Raw genomic sequence first — 15,705 nt, forward strand, 5'->3', positions numbered from 1 at the left:
GCGTTCCTGAGCCGAATAAACTTTTGTCCAAGGAGACAGACCATGTCCAATCGCCAAACCGGTACCGTTAAGTGGTTCAACGATGAGAAAGGCTTCGGCTTCATCACCCCACAATCCGGTGACGACCTGTTCGTACACTTCAAAGCCATCAAGGCTGACGGCTTCAAGAGCCTGAAAGAAGGCCAACAGGTTTCTTTCATCGCTACCCGCGGTCAGAAAGGCATGCAAGCTGAAGAAGTTGAAGTTATCTAACTTCTGCTTCGTCGCTTGAAAAAAACCCGCCTCCATGGCGGGTTTTTTTATTCCTGAGCTGCAAGCTTCAAGCTGCAAGCTACAAGAAAAAGCCGTCGCGGCGCTGGCTTGCTTTTCCTTGTAGCTTGCAGCTTGCAGCTTGAGACTGCTCTACGTTTCTCAGTCGTCGCTGACGGTGATGTTCGGCATGGTCGGTGCCGCCGCTTCCTGGAGCACCAGACGCGCGCCCACCGAGCGGGCCAGCTCCTGGTAGACCATGGCGATCTGGCTTTCCGGCTCGGCGATAGCCGTCGGCTTGCCGTTGTCGGCCTGCTGGCGGATCAGCATCGACAGGGGCAACGAGGCCAGCAGTTCGACACCGTACTGGGCCGCCAGCTTCTCGCCACCGCCTTCGCCGAACAGGTGCTCGGCGTGGCCGCAGTTCGAGCAGATGTGCACCGCCATGTTTTCCACCACGCCCAGCACCGGGATGTTGACCTTGCGGAACATCTCGACGCCTTTCTTCGCGTCCAGCAGGGCCAGGTCCTGCGGGGTGGTGACGATGACCGAGCCGGCCACCGGGACTTTCTGCGCCAGGGTCAGCTGGATGTCGCCGGTGCCCGGCGGCATGTCGATCACCAGGTAGTCCAGATCGTTCCAGGCAGTCTGGGTCACCAGTTGCAGCAGCGCGCCGGAGACCATCGGACCACGCCAGACCATCGGCGTGTTGTCATCGGTGAGGAAGGCCATGGACATCACCTCGACGCCATGGGCCTGCAACGGCACGAACCACTTCTGGTCCTTCACCTGCGGCCGGGTGCCCTCGGCGATACCGAACATCACGCCCTGGCTGGGGCCGTAGATGTCCGCATCGAGAATCCCCACCCGCGCGCCTTCGCGGGCCAGGGCCAGGGCCAGGTTGGCGGCGGTGGTGGACTTGCCGACGCCGCCCTTGCCGGAGGCCACGGCAATGATGTTCTTGACGTTGGCCAGGCCCGGGATCTGCGCCTGAGCCTTGTGCGGCTCGATCACGCAGTCGATGGTCACTTTCGCCGCACTGACGCCGTCCAGGCCTTCGATCGCGGTCTTCAGCACCTGGGCCCAGCCGTTCTTGAACAGGCCGGCGGCATAGCCCAGCTGCAGCAGCACGCCGACACGATCGTCCTCGATCACGATGGCACGCACGCAGCCTGCGCTGACGGGATCCTGGTTCAGGTAAGGGTCGGTGTATTGACGAAGGACGGCTTCAACCGCTGCGCGAGTGACGGCGCTCATGGAGACTCCCGATAAAAGACTGAATCAAACAGGTGGCTATGCTAACCCGCGAGTCGCCGCCGGGACGTTGGCAGGGTGAAATATATTTCCCGGCGCTTTATAGTGGCCGATCATCTTTTACCCCGTTAGCCGAATTAAGTAGCCGAGCCCCCATGTCCGAGCCACGCCAGATCCTTGTCACCAGTGCCCTGCCCTATGCCAATGGTTCCATTCACCTTGGCCACATGCTCGAGTACATCCAGACCGACATGTGGGTGCGCTTCCAGAAGCACCGTGGCAACCAGTGCATCTACGTGTGTGCTGACGATGCCCACGGCTCGGCGATCATGCTGCGCGCGGAAAAGGAAGGCATCACTCCCGAGCAACTGATCGACGGCGTGCAGAAAGAGCATGCCGGCGACTTCGCCGACTTCCTCGTCGACTTCGACAATTTCCACTCGACCCACGCCGAGGAAAACCGCGAGCTGTCCAACAGCATCTACCTGGCGCTGCGCGACGCCGGCCATATCGCCACCCGTTCGGTGACCCAGTACTTCGACCCGGACAAGAAAATGTTCCTGGCCGACCGTTTCATCAAGGGCACCTGCCCGAAATGCGCGGCGGAAGACCAGTACGGCGACAACTGCGAGAAATGCGGCGCCACCTACGCCCCGACCGAACTGAAGAACCCCAAGTCGGCCATCTCCGGTGCCACCCCGGTGCTGAAGGACTCCCAGCACTTCTTCTTCAAGCTGCCTGACTTCCAGGCCATGCTGCAGGAGTGGACCCGCAGCGGCACCCTGCAGGACGCCGTCGCCAACAAGCTGGCCGAATGGCTGGACTCCGGCCTCCAGGAGTGGGACATCTCCCGCGACGCGCCGTATTTCGGCTTCGAGATTCCCGGCGAGCCTGGCAAGTACTTCTATGTCTGGCTGGATGCGCCGATCGGCTACATGGCCAGCTTCAAGAACCTCTGCGCGCGCCGCCCGGAACTGGACTTCGATGCCTACTGGAACAAGGATTCCACTGCCGAGCTGTATCACTTCATCGGCAAGGACATCGTCAACTTCCACGCCCTGTTCTGGCCGGCCATGCTGCAGGGCGCCGGCTACCGCAAGCCGACCGCGATCAACGTTCATGGCTACCTGACCGTCAACGGCCAGAAGATGTCGAAATCCCGCGGCACCTTCATCAAGGCGCGCACCTACCTCGACCACCTGTCGCCGGAATACCTGCGCTACTACTACGCCTCCAAGCTGGGCCGTGGCGTCGATGACCTCGACCTGAACCTCGAGGACTTCGTGCAGAAGGTCAACTCCGACCTGGTGGGCAAGGTGGTCAACATCGCCAGCCGCTGCGCCGGCTTCATCCACAAGGGCAACGACGGTGTGATGGTTGCAGGCGACGCCGCTCCGGAACTGACCGAGGCGTTCCTCGCTGCCGCCCCGGGTATCGCCGAAGCCTACGAAGCCCGTGATTTTTCCCGCGCCATGCGCGAGATCATGGGCCTGGCCGACCGCGCCAACGCCTGGATCGCCGACAAGGCGCCGTGGTCCCTGGCCAAGCAGGAAGGCAAGCAGGACGAAGTCCAGGCCATCTGCGCCCAGGGCATCAACCTGTTCCGCCAACTGGTGATCTTCCTCAAGCCGGTGCTGCCGGTGCTGGCCGCCGAGGCCGAGGCCTTCCTGAACGTCGCACCATTGACCTGGAACGACCACCAGAGCCGCCTGGAAAACCACCAGCTGAACCCGTTCAAGGCGCTGATGACCCGCATCGAGCCGGCCAAGGTCGAAGCCATGGTCGAAGCTTCCAAGGAAGACCTGGCCGCCAGCCAGGCGGCAGCGCCAGCCGGCAACGGCGAACTCGCCAAGGACCCGCTGTCGCCGGAAATCGAGTTCGATGCCTTTGCCGCAGTCGACCTGCGTGTCGCCCTGATTCTCAAGGCCGAAGCGGTCGAGGGCGCCGACAAGCTGCTGCGCCTGACCCTCGACATCGGAGACGAACAGCGCAACGTGTTCTCGGGCATCAAGTCCGCCTACCCGGACCCGGCCAAGCTGGAAGGTCGCCTGACCATGATGATCGCCAACCTCAAGCCACGGAAAATGCGCTTCGGCGTTTCCGAGGGCATGGTCATGGCGGCCGGCCCTGGCGGCGAAGAAATCTACCTGCTCAGCCCTGACAGCGGCGCCAAGCCCGGCCAGCGCATCAAGTAACCGTCAACGCCCCGGCCTCATCCGCCGGGGCGTTCTCATTGAATCGTCATTGCCGGATAATGGCGTCCTGCACCTGGCTGCTGGCATCGTCATGACCGAACTGATCCTCGCCCTTATCGGCGCCGCCCTGATCAATAACATCGTCTTGCAGCAGACCCTTGCGGTCGATCCGCTGTTGCGCCTGGACGACGGTGCAGACCGGGCCAGGATTCATGCCCTGGGGCTGGCGACACTGGTAGCCATGCTGGTGGTCAGCACGTCGAGCCAGTTGCTCCTTCACTACGGGCTGCGCCCGCTGCAACTCGACTACCTGCGTCTGTTCGTCTTCCTGCCGCTTTGTGTGCTGGGTGCAGCGCCACTGCTACGCGGCTTGCAGCGCTGCTGCAAGGCGTTGCCCTTCGACGGCCTCGCCCCCCTGCTGACGGGCAACGCCGCGCTGCTCGGCCTGTGCCTGCAACTGGGCGCCGAACAACGGGGTATTGCCTTCAGTCTGGTGGCAGGCCTGGGCAGTGGACTGGGTTTCTGGCTGGTGCTGGCGCTGTTCCACGACCTGCGCCAGCGCAGTCAGCATGACGATGTTCCCCTGGCCTTTCGCGGGCTGCCTGTGGAATTGATCAGTGCAGGGATCATGGCGATGGCGTTTCTCGGCTTCAGCGGGCTGTTCGCATCATGAACCGGTCTATCGCGCTCCCCGATGCCCGGCTGCGCGAGGCCATGCGTCTGGTGCTGCTCGCCTGCATGCCGGGCCTGCTGGCGTTGCTATGGATCTACGGCTGGGGCGTGCTGTTCAACCTGTTGCTGATGGCGACCGTCGCGCTGATCACCGAAGCCGCCCTGTTGCGGTTGCGCCGTCGTCCGGTACTGCCGGCATTGACCGATGGCAGTGCAGTGGTCAGCGCCGTTCTGCTGGCCGCCGCGCTGCCTGCTCATGCCCCCTGGTGGCTGGCGGCAATCGCCGCGGCCAGCGCCATCGGCCTGGGCAAGCAACTCTACGGTGGCGTCGGGCGCAATCCCTTCAATCCGGCGATGGTCGGTTATGTGGTGGTGCTGCTGTCGTTCCCGGTACAGATGACCCACTGGCCGGCACCCCACGCATTGGACCTGGGCAACAGCCTCGCCGCACTGTTCGGCCAGGGCGATCGGCCGGACGCCTGGGCCCAGGCCACCGTCCTGGATGGCTTGCGCCAGAACCATAGCCTCACCCTCGACGAGTTGTTCGCCAGCCACCCCGGCTTTGGCCGATTCGCCGGACAGGGAAGCGAGTGGGCGAATCTGGCGTTTCTCGCGGGCGGGCTGTTTCTGTTGCAACGCAAGGTCATCGCCTGGCAGACGCCGGTCGCGATGCTGGCGAGCCTCTTCGTGGTCAGCCTGCTCTGCTGGAATGGTTCCGGCTCCGACTCCAACGGCTCGCCATTGCTGCATCTGCTAGCCGGCTCGACCATGCTTGGCGCCTTCTTCATCGTCACTGAACCGGTCAGCGGCCCGAAGACACCCTGGGGCCGGCTGGCATTCGGCGCAGCGGTCGGCGTACTCGTCTACCTCATCCGGACCTGGGGCAATTACCCGGACGGCACGGCGTTCGCGGTACTGCTGATGAACCTCTGTGTACCGGCGCTCGATCGCTGGGCAGAGCGCCGGCACGCGGAGGCCACATGAAGCGGGCCAGCGTGGCGCTATTGCTGGCGCTGACGTTGCTGTGCGTCGGAATCAGCATCGTCTGGCAGCGCTGCACAGCGCCGCAGATCGAAGAAGCCGCAAGGCAACTCCAGGCCCGCACCTGGCTCAGCGTGCTGCCAGAGGGCAGCTACGACAACCAGCCGCTGCAACATCCACTCGCCCTGCCCCAACCGGTACTCGCCCATAGCACCCTGCTTGCCGGATACCTGGCCACCTTCCGCGGAAAGCCCAGCGCGGTGGTACTGCACACCCGCTTTCAGGGCTACGCCGGCTCCATTCAGATGCTGATCGCTATCGCTCCCGACGGTCGCCTGATGGCGAGCCGTGTCTTGCAGCAACAGGAAACGCCAGGGCTCGGCGCGCAAGTGGCGAAACCTGGCACGGGCTGGTCAAACGAATTCGTTGGCCGTAGCCATGGCAACACACCGGAAAGCGCCTGGGCGTTGAAACGCGATAACGGCCAGTTCGACCAGCTAGCCGGCGCCAGCGTGACCTCCAGAGCGGTGATCCACGGTATTCAGGACGCCTTGCGCTATTTCGATGAGCATGCACGCCTGTGGCTGACGGAGGGCACGCCTGATGAATAGATCCCTGCTGGTGGTGATCAGCCTCGCGCCGCTGCTGGGGACGAGCCAGACACTGCTACAAGCGTGCGCCATGGCCGGCCTGAGCGTCTCGGCGATACTCGTGCACCGTGCCTGCATGACACCACTGCGCGCCTGGCTGGACGGCCCCGCAGCGACCTTGGCCAGCATGCTGCTCGCCGCCACCGTGGTCACATGCCAGACACTGGCGCTGCAGGCCTGGGCACTGGAGCCGAGCAGGGCGCTGGGCATTTATCCCGAGTTGATCGCCCTGCAATGCCTGCTGGTCGAGAAAGGCTTTGGCAAGACCGGGCAATGGCGTCGTGTCACAGCCGTACTGGGCAGTCTCGCAGCCCTGTACCTGCTGCTTGCCTGCAGCCGCGAACTACTGGCCACCGGCACCCTGCACTTCAGTTCATTTGCCGCGCCGGATGTTTCCGGACTGCGCCTGGCCAGCCTGGCCCCAGGAGCCCTGATACTCCTGGGGTTGTGGCTGGCCCTGATCAAACGAGCCTGTCCGAAACAGGCCACCCAAGACCGTGAAGGAATCGACTGATCCATGAATGCCGCCAAACGCCTGGAGATTTTTCGCCGGCTACACGAAGACAACCCGGAGCCGAAAACCGAACTGGCCTACAACTCGCCCTTCGAACTGCTGATCGCCGTGATCCTTTCGGCGCAAGCGACGGATGTCGGGGTGAACAAGGCCACGGCGAAATTGTTCCCGGTCGCCAATACACCGGCAGCCATTCACGCCCTGGGCGTGGACGGGTTGTCTGAGTACATCAAGACCATCGGGCTGTACAACAGCAAGGCCAAGAATGTCATCGAGACTTGCCGGATTCTGGTGGAACAGCACAACGGTGAGGTGCCGGAAACCCGAGAGGCCCTGGAAGCCTTGCCCGGCGTGGGCCGCAAGACCGCGAACGTAGTGCTTAACACTGCGTTCCGCCAACTGGCCATGGCCGTGGATACCCACATTTTCCGGGTAAGCAACCGCACCGGCATCGCCCCTGGAAAGAACGTGGTCGAGGTGGAGAAGGCATTGTTGAAGTTCGTGCCCAAGGCTTATCTGCTGGACGCGCATCACTGGCTCATCCTCCACGGACGCTATGTTTGCCAGGCGCGTAAACCCCGCTGCGGAAGTTGCCGGATCGAAGACCTGTGCGACTACAAGCACAAGACATCCGACGATTGACCAGATAGTGAAAACCGCTGCTACCTGATTGAAAAAATCTTTTTTACCCGCTTCAGGAATATCGTTATAAGGGGCGCCAATGGCCCTCTTGTAACGGAGTGACTCATGAGCACTGATAAAGAAGACCTTGAAATTGATGATGAATCCGCCTCGCAGGAAGAGTTCAGGTCCGAGCCTCCGGCAGAAAATGCCAAAATCAATCTGAGCAAGCGCCGCACGATCGACAACCTGCTGGAAGAGCGTCGTTTGCAAAAACAGCTCGCCGACTACGATTTCGATCTTTGAATACATGACAGGCCGAAAAAAGCCTCCGTTGCGGAGGCCTTTTTCGGCGTAGCGGTCAGACGAGACCGTTGCGTTGAGCGAGTTCGATCAGATCGACAAGGGAACGGGCATTGAGTTTCAGTAGCAGACGAGTCTTGTAGGTACTGACGGTCTTGTTGCTGAGGAACATGCCATCGGCGATTTCCTTGTTGGACTTCCCCCTTGCCAGTTGCTGCAATACCATCATTTCCCGTCCCGACAAGCGCCCTACCATATCCGCTTCGCTGGAACCGCCCAGGTTGGAACGCACCGAGTGCAGTGCCTGGTTGGGGAAGTAGCTGTAACCGGAAAGCACCGCCTTGATGGCACTCAACAGTTCAGTCAGATCTTGCTGCTTGCAGACATATCCGGCCGCGCCTGCCTGCATGCAACGCATCGAAAAATGCCCAGGCGCCTGAGATGTGAGAACGAGAACCTTGATAACGATGCCGTTGGCCGTGAGCCTGCCAATGACTTCGAGACCATCGAGCTTCGGAATCCCGATATCCAGTATGACAATATCGGGCAGGTGCTCCCTGGCCAATTGCAGTGCATCGACTCCGTTATCCGTTTCCCCAATCACTTCATAACCATGCCGGTCCATCAGCATGCGCACGGCCAAGCGAATGACCGGGTGGTCATCGACGATCAGCACTTTATTCATGGGCAAGATCCATTCTCAAACTATTCGACTTATTAGAGGCCCGCACAATAGCCCAGTCGGCCTGTGCAGTGCAGTGCATCTGTTCTCGACACTTGCACATACAGACGAGGACTACAAAATCAAAAGAAACCCCTTACGGAAGATTCCTACAAGCGGTGTGTTTTAGTGCTACTTCAAGCCTTTTCCCGGAAGATCAAAAAAGGCATTTCAGAATGCTAGCGACAAGCTTTAAAAATATCGCTACGAATAAGGGATAGCGGCCTGAAGGAAATATCCTCAATACTTGCCAAACATCTCCTAACGCGACCGTAGAGCATCCCTCGTCCGGGTGTGCAGGGTGAAGAGATTCTCCTGCAAGAGCTGTAACCCCATGATTTGCGCCCCCGGCTTGCTACACACTGCTTGCACCCGAGGCGAGCAGCGGGCCCACCGATCGCGACAGGCAGAGAACACGCCCTATGAACAATCCGGAACCAAAAAGCCCGCTGACCATAATCGCCATCTTCGCCGGCATTATCGAAGCGTCCGCGCTGGCCTCACTACCGTTCCTCGACGAGAGCAGCCAGAGTATCTACACCTGGTTCCTTGTCGGCTTTCCACCGTTCCTGACATTGCTCTTCTTTCTGACCCTGAACTTCAACAGCAAAAGCCTTTATGTCCCGGAAGATTGTTCGGGAACAAATGAGGAAACATCGCGCGCCCTTCAGGACTCGTTATTTCCGACAACTCCCTTACAACTTTCCCACTCCGGCCCCGTCATTAACGACAGTACCAACTCCACTGTGGTGATCTCCGGCCCGGACAGCCAGACACTGCTGGATGTGCTGGCACGTCACGCCGTGCGCGCCACGGCCGCGAACGGCCTGGTCTTGCACAATCTCGAGGCCGGGACCCGCACCACCATCATCACCGAATCGCCGCCCCGCCAATCCACACCTTTTGACGAGGCAAAAAAAACCCGGCACTAGTGCCGGGTTTTTTCCGCAACGCCGCGATCAGAGCGGCGAACGGCCTTTGCTGGCAGCAATGCGCATGCGCAGTGCATTGAGCTTGATGAAGCCCGCAGCGTCGGCCTGGTTGTAAGCACCGCCGTCTTCTTCGAAGGTGGCGATGTTGGCATCGAACAGCGAGTCGTCAGACTTGCGGCCGGTGACGATCACGTTGCCCTTGTACAGCTTCAGGCGGACGACCCCGTTCACGTTGACCTGGGAAGCGTCGATCATCTGCTGCAGCATCAGACGCTCAGGGCTCCACCAGTAGCCGGTGTAGATCAGGCTGGCGTACTTCGGCATCAGCTCGTCTTTCAGGTGAGCGACTTCGCGGTCCAGGGTGATCGACTCGATGGCGCGGTGAGCCTTGAGCATGATGGTGCCGCCAGGGGTCTCGTAGCAGCCGCGAGACTTCATGCCGACATAACGGTTCTCGACGATGTCCAGACGACCGATGCCATTGGCGCCGCCGATGCGGTTCAGTTCGGCCAGGACGGTGGCCGGAGTCATCTCGACGCCGTCGATGGCGACGATGTCACCGGCGCGGTAGGTCAGTTCCAGGTAGGTTGCCTGGTCAGGGGCGTTCTCCGGGGAGACGCTCCAGCGCCACATGTCTTCTTCGTGCTCGGTCCAGGTATCTTCCAGGACACCGCCTTCGTAGGAGATGTGCAGCAGGTTGGCGTCCATCGAGTACGGCGACTTCTTCTTGCCGTGACGCTCGATCGGGATGCCGTGTTTCTCGGCGTAGTCCATCAGCTTCTCGCGGGACAGCAGGTCCCACTCGCGCCATGGCGCAATGACCTTGACGCCCGGCTTCAGCGCGTAGGCGCCCAGCTCGAAACGCACCTGGTCGTTGCCCTTGCCGGTGGCGCCATGGGAAATGGCATCGGCGCCGGTTTCGTTGGCGATTTCGATCAGGCGCTTGGCGATCAGCGGACGAGCGATGGAAGTACCCAGCAGGTACTCGCCTTCGTAGACGGTGTTGGCGCGGAACATCGGGAACACGAAGTCTCGGACGAACTCTTCGCGCAGGTCATCGATGTAGATCTCTTTGACACCCATGGCCTGAGCCTTGGCGCGGGCCGGCTCGACCTCTTCGCCCTGACCCAGATCGGCGGTGAACGTCACCACTTCACAGTTGTAGGTATCCTGCAGCCACTTGAGAATCACCGAAGTATCAAGGCCGCCGGAATACGCCAGTACGACCTTTTTTACGTCCGCCATGCCATCACTCCACGGGGTTGTACGGAAAACCCCGGATTCTACCGCCCTTACCGCCGAATTTACAGTGGGGCGACAGCTTGTGACGACAAAGCGACAGGAACTGTCGTGGGCGCGACGGGCGGTCGCACTCAGGACTTGAGCGACGTCCTGGCCGCTGGCACTTGTGCTGCCGGCGCGCCTGGAGTGGCCGGGGCCTTCGGCGCGGCAGAGGCCGGTGCGCCAGCGGCTGGTGCTGTAGCCGGAACCGCAGGCGCTGCCGGCTCCACGGGGGTCGCCGGCGCAGGCTTCTCGACCGGCGTGACGCGGTCGAGCTGGATATTCACCCGGCGGTTGCGGGCGCGGTTGGCGGCGGAATTGTTGGCCGCCAGCGGATAGCGCTCGCCATGGAAGCGCACCTGGATGTTCTCCTCCGGTACACCATGGGCCTTGAGGTATTCCATCACCGCCAGTGCGCGACGGCGCGACAGGTCACGGTTGGTCAGGCGGTTGCCGCTGTTGTCGGAGTGGCCATCCAGTTCGATCTGGTTGACCGTCGGATCGGCCTTGAGGAAATCGAGGATCACATCCAGCCGGGCCCGGGCATCGGCATCCAGGTCGATACCGTTGCCGGGAAACCCGATGCGCGCCTGGCGAATCTGGTCGAAGTTCATCGGCAACAGCTTGGTGGTGCAGAGCTGGTAGTCGGCGTAGGCCTTGCTGAATTTCACTGGCAGCAGGCGCACCTCCATGGGCCGCCCGGCCTCGCCTGCGTAGTTGCGCACCACCGTGCTGCGGCCATCCATCAGGCCGTTGATCAAGCGGCTGGCCTGACCCTGGGAGCTGTTGAAGAGCACGCCACTGCTGCCCATGCGGATCGAGCCCAGGTTGATGTCGCCACGGCCCGGCTGCCAGGGCGCTGCGGCCGCCAACAGGGTCGCCGAGCCGGCACCCAGCACGTTGCTGGTCGAGCGCAGGCGGAAAGTCGCCTGCTCGCCAGCGCGCCGCACGAACTCACCACTGCCGAAATCGGCGATCGGCTGGATCAGACGACACTCGAACTGATCGCCCTCGACCTTCCACTCGATATTTTCCACACGCGTCTGGAACGTGAGGGCGGCGGCCGGAAGGCTGGCGAACAGACTGAGCAGGGCTAGATAACACTGGCGCACGGGCGGCTCCACAAAATTCTCACGACTTACCTGCAGGCTATCGGGCGCTGTCGGCAAAACTTGATAGCGAGTGCTCGGCCCAGGCTTTTCCGGTAGCATTCGCCAAGAGTTCGAACCGCCTGGAATCCCCAATGTCCGACCGCCTGACCCTCCTGCGTCCCGACGACTGGCATATCCATCTTCGCGATGGTGTCGTCCTGCCCCACACCGTTGGCGACGTGGCGCGCACCTTCGCCCGCGCCATCATCATGCCCAACCTGGTTCCGCCGGTGCGCAACGCCGCCGAAGCCGGTGCCTATCGCCAGCGCATCCTCGATGCCCGCCCGGCCGGCAGCCGCTTCGAACCGCTGATGGTGCTGTACCTCACCGATCGCACCCAGCCGGAAGACATCCGCGCCGCCAAGGCCAGTGGCTTCGTCTATGCCGCCAAGCTGTATCCGGCCGGCGCGACCACCAACTCGGATTCCGGCGTCACCAGCATCGACAACATCTTCCCGGCCCTGGAAGCCATGGCCGAAGTCGGCATGCTCCTGCTGGTCCACGGTGAAGTGACCCGCGGCGAAGTCGACGTGTTCGACCGCGAGAAGCTGTTCATCGACGAGCACCTGCGCCGCGTCGTCGAGCGTTTCCCGACGCTGAAAGTGGTGTTCGAGCACATCACCACCGCCGATGCCGCACAGTTCGTCAAGGAAGCCCCGGCCAACGTCGGCGCGACCATCACCGCCCAGCACCTGCTGTACAACCGCAACCACATGCTGGTCGGCGGCATTCGCCCGCACTTCTATTGCCTGCCGATCCTCAAGCGCAATACCCACCAGATCGCCCTGCTCGACGCCGCCACCAGCGGTAACGGCAAGTTCTTCCTCGGCACCGATTCGGCACCGCACGCCCGTCACGCCAAGGAAGCGGCCTGCGGCTGCGCCGGCTGCTACACCGCCTACGCCGCGATCGAGCTGTACGCCGAGGCCTTCGAGCAACGCAACGCCCTGGACAAGCTGGAAGGCTTTGCCAGCCTGCACGGCCCGGCGTTCTATGGCCTGCCGGCGAATACCGACACCATCACCCTGGTCCGCGAAAGCTGGACCGCCCCGGAAAGCCTGCCGTTCGGCGAGCAGACCGTCGTTCCGCTGCGCGCCGGTGAGCAACTGCGCTGGCGCCTGCTGGAGGACAATGCGTGAGTGACGATCAGTTCGACGACGACCAGGAAGGTCAAGGCGGCGGCGGTTCGCGCCATCCGATGGCCGAGCGCTTCCGCGGCTATCTGCCGGTCGTGGTGGATGTCGAGACCGGTGGTTTCAACAGTGCCACTGACGCGCTGCTGGAAATCGCCGCCGTTACCATCGGCATGGACGAAAAGGGCTTCCTGTTCCCGGACCACACGTATTTCTTCCGCGTGGAGCCCTTCGAAGGCGCCAATATCGAACAGGCGGCACTGGAGTTCACCGGGATCAAGCTCGATCATCCGCTGCGCATGGCGGTGAGCGAGGAAGCGGCGCTGACCGACATCTTCCGCGGTGTGCGCAAGGCACTGAAAGCCAATGGCTGCAAGCGGGCGATCCTGGTCGGCCACAACAGCAGCTTCGACCTGGGCTTCCTAAATGCCGCCGTGGCGCGCAACGATATCAAGCGCAACCCGTTCCACCCCTTCTCCAGCTTCGACACCGCCACCCTCGCCGGCCTCGCCTATGGCCAGACCGTGCTGGCGCGGGCCTGCCAGAGCGCCGACATCGACTTCGACGGACGCGAGGCCCACTCGGCCCGCTACGACACGGAGAAGACTGCCGAGCTGTTCTGCGGCATCGTCAACCGCTGGAAGGAAATGGGCGGCTGGCGCGACTTCGACGACTGAGGCAGCTTGCAGCTTGCAGCCAAAAAAAACCGGCCTGAAGAAGGCCGGTTTTTTTATGCATGGCGAATTACAGCTTGCCAGCGTTCTCGCTCAGGTAAGCAGCCACGCCTTCTGGCGAAGCGGTCATGCCCTTGTCGCCTTTTTTCCAGTTGGCAGGGCAGACTTCGCCGTGCTCTTCGTGGAACTGCAGGGCGTCGACCAGACGCAGCAGCTCGTCCATGTTACGGCCCAGCGGCAGGTCGTTGACGATCTGCGAACGGACAACGCCGTTGGTGTCGATCAGGAAAGCGCCACGGAAGGCCACGCCGCCTTCGGACTCGACGTCGTAGGCCTTGCAGATTTCGTGGGAAATGTCAGCAGCCAGGGTGTACTTGACCGGGCCGATGCCGCCATTGTTGACCGGGGTGTTACGCCAGGCGTTGTGGGTGAAGTGCGAGTCGATCGAAACGCCGATGACTTCGACGTTGCGCGCCTGGAACTCAGGAATGCGGTGGTCCAGGGCGATCAGCTCGGACGGGCAGACGAAGGTGAAGTCCAGCGGGTAGAAGAACACCAGGCCGTACTTGCCCTTGATGGCCGTAGCCAGGTTGAAGCTCTCGACGATTTCGCCATTGCCCAGTACTGCAGCGACGGTGAAGTCCGGGGCTTTTTTGCCAACGAGCACGCTCATTCGATATCTCCTGATGGTGTTTTGAAACTGACTACGCAGGCGGGCGAGCCGCCTGACACGGGTTGAGCATCATACACCGCCCCGGCCGGGACGCCGAGTCATGGCTTTCAGACACTGATTCCTACCGTCGGTCGCTCTACCACGCCACCTTCATCAAGTGCTTTGACAAGCATTCTCATTAACATTAAGCTTCGAGTCATTGAGCCAGCCACCCAGATGGTCTTCTTCTTATGTATGTGTGTCTTTGTGTTGGTGTTACCGACGGACAGATTCGCGATGCGATCTATGAAGGATGCTGTAGCTACAAGGAAGTCCGCGCCGCCACCAACGTGGCCAGCCAGTGTGGCAAATGTGCATGTGTTGCCAAGCAGGTCGTCCGCGATACCCTTGCGGAAATTCAGATCAGCCAGGCCGCTGCCCTGCCCTACCCGGTGGAATTCAACGCCGCCTGAAATTTCTTCTTCCGCATTTATAAAGAACCGGACCCAGTGTCCGGTTTTTTTATTCCCATAATTCAAGTAGTTAGGTGTAAAACGCGGAATGAAAACATTCTTATTACGATTAATTTTCACTTATTATTCAATAACTTAGGTTTGACAGAGAAAGTTGTCAGGCTCAAACTCCCGCTTATTGACACACTTCAAGGGCAGGACCCCAACATGAAAGGCGACGTAAGCGTCATCCAGCATCTCAACAAGATCCTCGGAAACGAGCTGGTCGCGATCAACCAATACTTCCTGCATGCGCGCATGTACGAGGACTGGGGTCTGGAAAAGCTCGGCAAGCACGAATACAAAGAATCCATCGACGAGATGAAGCACGCTGACAAACTGATCAAGCGCATTCTCTTCCTTGAAGGCATTCCCAACGTCCAGGACCTGGGCAAGCTGCTGATCGGCGAGCACACCCGCGAAATGCTGGAATGCGACCTGAAGATCGAGCAGAAAGGCCTGATCGACCTGAAAGCCGCCATCGCGCACTGCGAAACCGTCGGCGACTTCGGCAGCCGTGAGCTGCTGGAAGACATCCTCGAATCCGAGGAAGAACACATCGACTGGCTGGAAACCCAGCTGGGCCTGATCGACAAGGTCGGCCTGGAGAACTACCTGCAGTCGCAGATGGGCGAGTAACAGCTGCAAGCTTTAAGCTGCAAGCTTTAAGCTGCAAGCGGCAAGAAAGAGCGGCTCGCAGTCGCTGCCAACGCCTCTTTCAGTCAAACCCGCAGCTTGAAACTGAAAACGCCGCGCTTCCAGAGGAGCGCGGCGTTTTCATTTGAGCAACCTGCAGGGTGAAGCAGAACTCCGCCTCACCACCGCTCAGCTTGTAGCTTGTAGCTTGTAGCTTGAAGCTCAATCAGGCCTCGGAAGCCTTGGCCTTGGCGGCTGCGTCCTTGATCAGGCTCTGCAGCTCACCGTTGGCGAACATCTCGGTCATGATATCGCTGCCGCCGACCAGTTCACCGGCCACCCACAGTTGCGGGAAGGTTGGCCAGTTGGCGTATTTTGGCAGGTTGGCGCGGATTTCCGGGTTCTGCAGGATGTCGACGTAAGCGAACTTCTCGCCGCAACCCATCACGGCCTGGGCCGCTTTTGCCGAAAAGCCACACTGCGGGGCATTCGGCGAGCCTTTCATGTAAAGCAGAATGGTGTTGTTGGCGATCTGCTCTTTGATTGTTTCGATGATATCCATGAAGCACCTCGG

At 61.1% G+C, this 15,705-nt stretch carries 19 protein-coding genes; 13 read left to right on the top strand and 6 right to left on the bottom strand.

The features are described from left to right. The first annotated feature begins 42 nt into the window (after positions 1-42). Positions 43-252 carry a cold-shock protein gene (locus AC05QJ_RS25365; RefSeq protein WP_028943495.1) on the top strand — a complete coding sequence of 70 codons (210 nt, stop codon included), beginning with the start codon at positions 43-45 and terminating at the stop codon, positions 250-252. Positions 253-411: 159 nt separating this feature from the next. Here AC05QJ_RS25365 and apbC read toward each other — a convergent pair whose 3' ends face one another. Further along, positions 412-1,506 carry an iron-sulfur cluster carrier protein ApbC gene (gene apbC / locus AC05QJ_RS25370; RefSeq protein ID WP_476743983.1) on the bottom strand — a complete coding sequence of 365 codons (1,095 nt, stop codon included), beginning with the start codon at positions 1,504-1,506 and terminating at the stop codon, positions 412-414. Between the two features lie 152 nt (positions 1,507-1,658). Between apbC and metG the strand changes: the two genes are divergently transcribed. From metG to AC05QJ_RS25405, 7 genes are all read left to right on the top strand, one after another. After that, positions 1,659-3,698, top strand: a complete 2,040-nt coding sequence (gene metG, locus AC05QJ_RS25375) for a methionine--tRNA ligase (protein WP_476743984.1) — start codon at positions 1,659-1,661, stop codon at positions 3,696-3,698. Positions 3,699-3,789: 91 nt separating this feature from the next. Next, entirely contained in the window at positions 3,790-4,371 is a 582-nt protein-coding gene (locus AC05QJ_RS25380; RefSeq protein ID WP_476743985.1) for an Rnf-Nqr domain containing protein, read from the top strand. Beyond that, positions 4,368-5,354: an RnfABCDGE type electron transport complex subunit D gene (locus AC05QJ_RS25385; protein WP_476743986.1), complete on the top strand. Its 987-nt coding sequence runs from the start codon at positions 4,368-4,370 to the stop codon at positions 5,352-5,354. The genes AC05QJ_RS25380 and AC05QJ_RS25385 overlap by 4 nt, the downstream gene beginning before the upstream one ends. After that, positions 5,351-5,962 carry an RnfABCDGE type electron transport complex subunit G gene (locus AC05QJ_RS25390; RefSeq protein ID WP_476743987.1) on the top strand — a complete coding sequence of 204 codons (612 nt, stop codon included), beginning with the start codon at positions 5,351-5,353 and terminating at the stop codon, positions 5,960-5,962. The genes AC05QJ_RS25385 and AC05QJ_RS25390 overlap by 4 nt, the downstream gene beginning before the upstream one ends. After that, the gene (locus tag AC05QJ_RS25395) at positions 5,955-6,515 is read left to right on the top strand and encodes an Rnf-Nqr domain containing protein (protein WP_476743988.1); all 561 of its coding nucleotides are present in this window, start codon (positions 5,955-5,957) and stop codon (positions 6,513-6,515) included. The genes AC05QJ_RS25390 and AC05QJ_RS25395 overlap by 8 nt, the downstream gene beginning before the upstream one ends. A gap of 3 nt (positions 6,516-6,518) precedes the next feature. After that, the gene (nth, locus tag AC05QJ_RS25400; RefSeq protein WP_476743989.1) at positions 6,519-7,157 is read left to right on the top strand and encodes an endonuclease III; all 639 of its coding nucleotides are present in this window, start codon (positions 6,519-6,521) and stop codon (positions 7,155-7,157) included. A gap of 105 nt (positions 7,158-7,262) precedes the next feature. Beyond that, on the top strand, positions 7,263-7,442 hold the full coding sequence (locus AC05QJ_RS25405) for a PA3496 family putative envelope integrity protein (RefSeq protein ID WP_476743990.1): 180 nt from the start codon (positions 7,263-7,265) through the stop codon (positions 7,440-7,442). Positions 7,443-7,497: 55 nt separating this feature from the next. Here the strand turns inward: AC05QJ_RS25405 and AC05QJ_RS25410 are convergent, their stop codons facing one another. Continuing rightward, the gene (locus AC05QJ_RS25410; protein WP_042122760.1) at positions 7,498-8,124 is read right to left on the bottom strand and encodes a response regulator transcription factor; all 627 of its coding nucleotides are present in this window, start codon (positions 8,122-8,124) and stop codon (positions 7,498-7,500) included. A gap of 458 nt (positions 8,125-8,582) precedes the next feature. Between AC05QJ_RS25410 and AC05QJ_RS25415 the strand changes: the two genes are divergently transcribed. After that, complete coding sequence (locus AC05QJ_RS25415) at positions 8,583-9,092, top strand: hypothetical protein (protein ID WP_476743991.1); 510 nt, start codon at positions 8,583-8,585, stop codon at positions 9,090-9,092. Positions 9,093-9,119: 27 nt separating this feature from the next. On the opposite strand, the gene AC05QJ_RS25420 is transcribed toward AC05QJ_RS25415, so the two are convergent. Next, the gene (locus AC05QJ_RS25420) at positions 9,120-10,337 is read right to left on the bottom strand and encodes an argininosuccinate synthase (protein ID WP_476743992.1); all 1,218 of its coding nucleotides are present in this window, start codon (positions 10,335-10,337) and stop codon (positions 9,120-9,122) included. A gap of 128 nt (positions 10,338-10,465) precedes the next feature. After that, the gene (locus tag AC05QJ_RS25425) at positions 10,466-11,485 is read right to left on the bottom strand and encodes a flagellar protein MotY (RefSeq protein WP_476743993.1); all 1,020 of its coding nucleotides are present in this window, start codon (positions 11,483-11,485) and stop codon (positions 10,466-10,468) included. A 131-nt stretch (positions 11,486-11,616) separates the two neighbouring features. On the opposite strand from AC05QJ_RS25425, the gene pyrC reads away from it, so the two are divergent. Next, complete coding sequence (gene pyrC / locus AC05QJ_RS25430) at positions 11,617-12,663, top strand: dihydroorotase (RefSeq protein ID WP_476743994.1); 1,047 nt, start codon at positions 11,617-11,619, stop codon at positions 12,661-12,663. Then, the gene (gene rnt, locus AC05QJ_RS25435) at positions 12,660-13,334 is read left to right on the top strand and encodes a ribonuclease T (protein ID WP_476743995.1); all 675 of its coding nucleotides are present in this window, start codon (positions 12,660-12,662) and stop codon (positions 13,332-13,334) included. Before pyrC ends, rnt begins: the two co-directional genes overlap by 4 nt. Positions 13,335-13,401: 67 nt before the next feature. Here the strand turns inward: rnt and AC05QJ_RS25440 are convergent, their stop codons facing one another. Further along, entirely contained in the window at positions 13,402-14,004 is a 603-nt protein-coding gene (locus tag AC05QJ_RS25440) for a peroxiredoxin (protein WP_476743996.1), read from the bottom strand. Positions 14,005-14,234: 230 nt separating this feature from the next. Here AC05QJ_RS25440 and AC05QJ_RS25445 point away from each other — a divergent pair, with 230 nt between their 5' ends. Together AC05QJ_RS25445 and bfr are read left to right on the top strand one after the other, a co-directional pair. Then, complete coding sequence (locus tag AC05QJ_RS25445) at positions 14,235-14,456, top strand: bacterioferritin-associated ferredoxin (RefSeq protein ID WP_476743997.1); 222 nt, start codon at positions 14,235-14,237, stop codon at positions 14,454-14,456. A gap of 207 nt (positions 14,457-14,663) precedes the next feature. After that, the gene (gene bfr / locus AC05QJ_RS25450) at positions 14,664-15,134 is read left to right on the top strand and encodes a bacterioferritin (RefSeq protein WP_476743998.1); all 471 of its coding nucleotides are present in this window, start codon (positions 14,664-14,666) and stop codon (positions 15,132-15,134) included. Between the two features lie 223 nt (positions 15,135-15,357). Here bfr and grxD read toward each other — a convergent pair whose 3' ends face one another. Beyond that, complete coding sequence (gene grxD, locus AC05QJ_RS25455) at positions 15,358-15,693, bottom strand: Grx4 family monothiol glutaredoxin (protein WP_476743999.1); 336 nt, start codon at positions 15,691-15,693, stop codon at positions 15,358-15,360. Positions 15,694-15,705: the final 12 nt, after the last annotated feature.

The organism is Pseudomonas sp. TUM25319 (assembly GCF_056388475.1).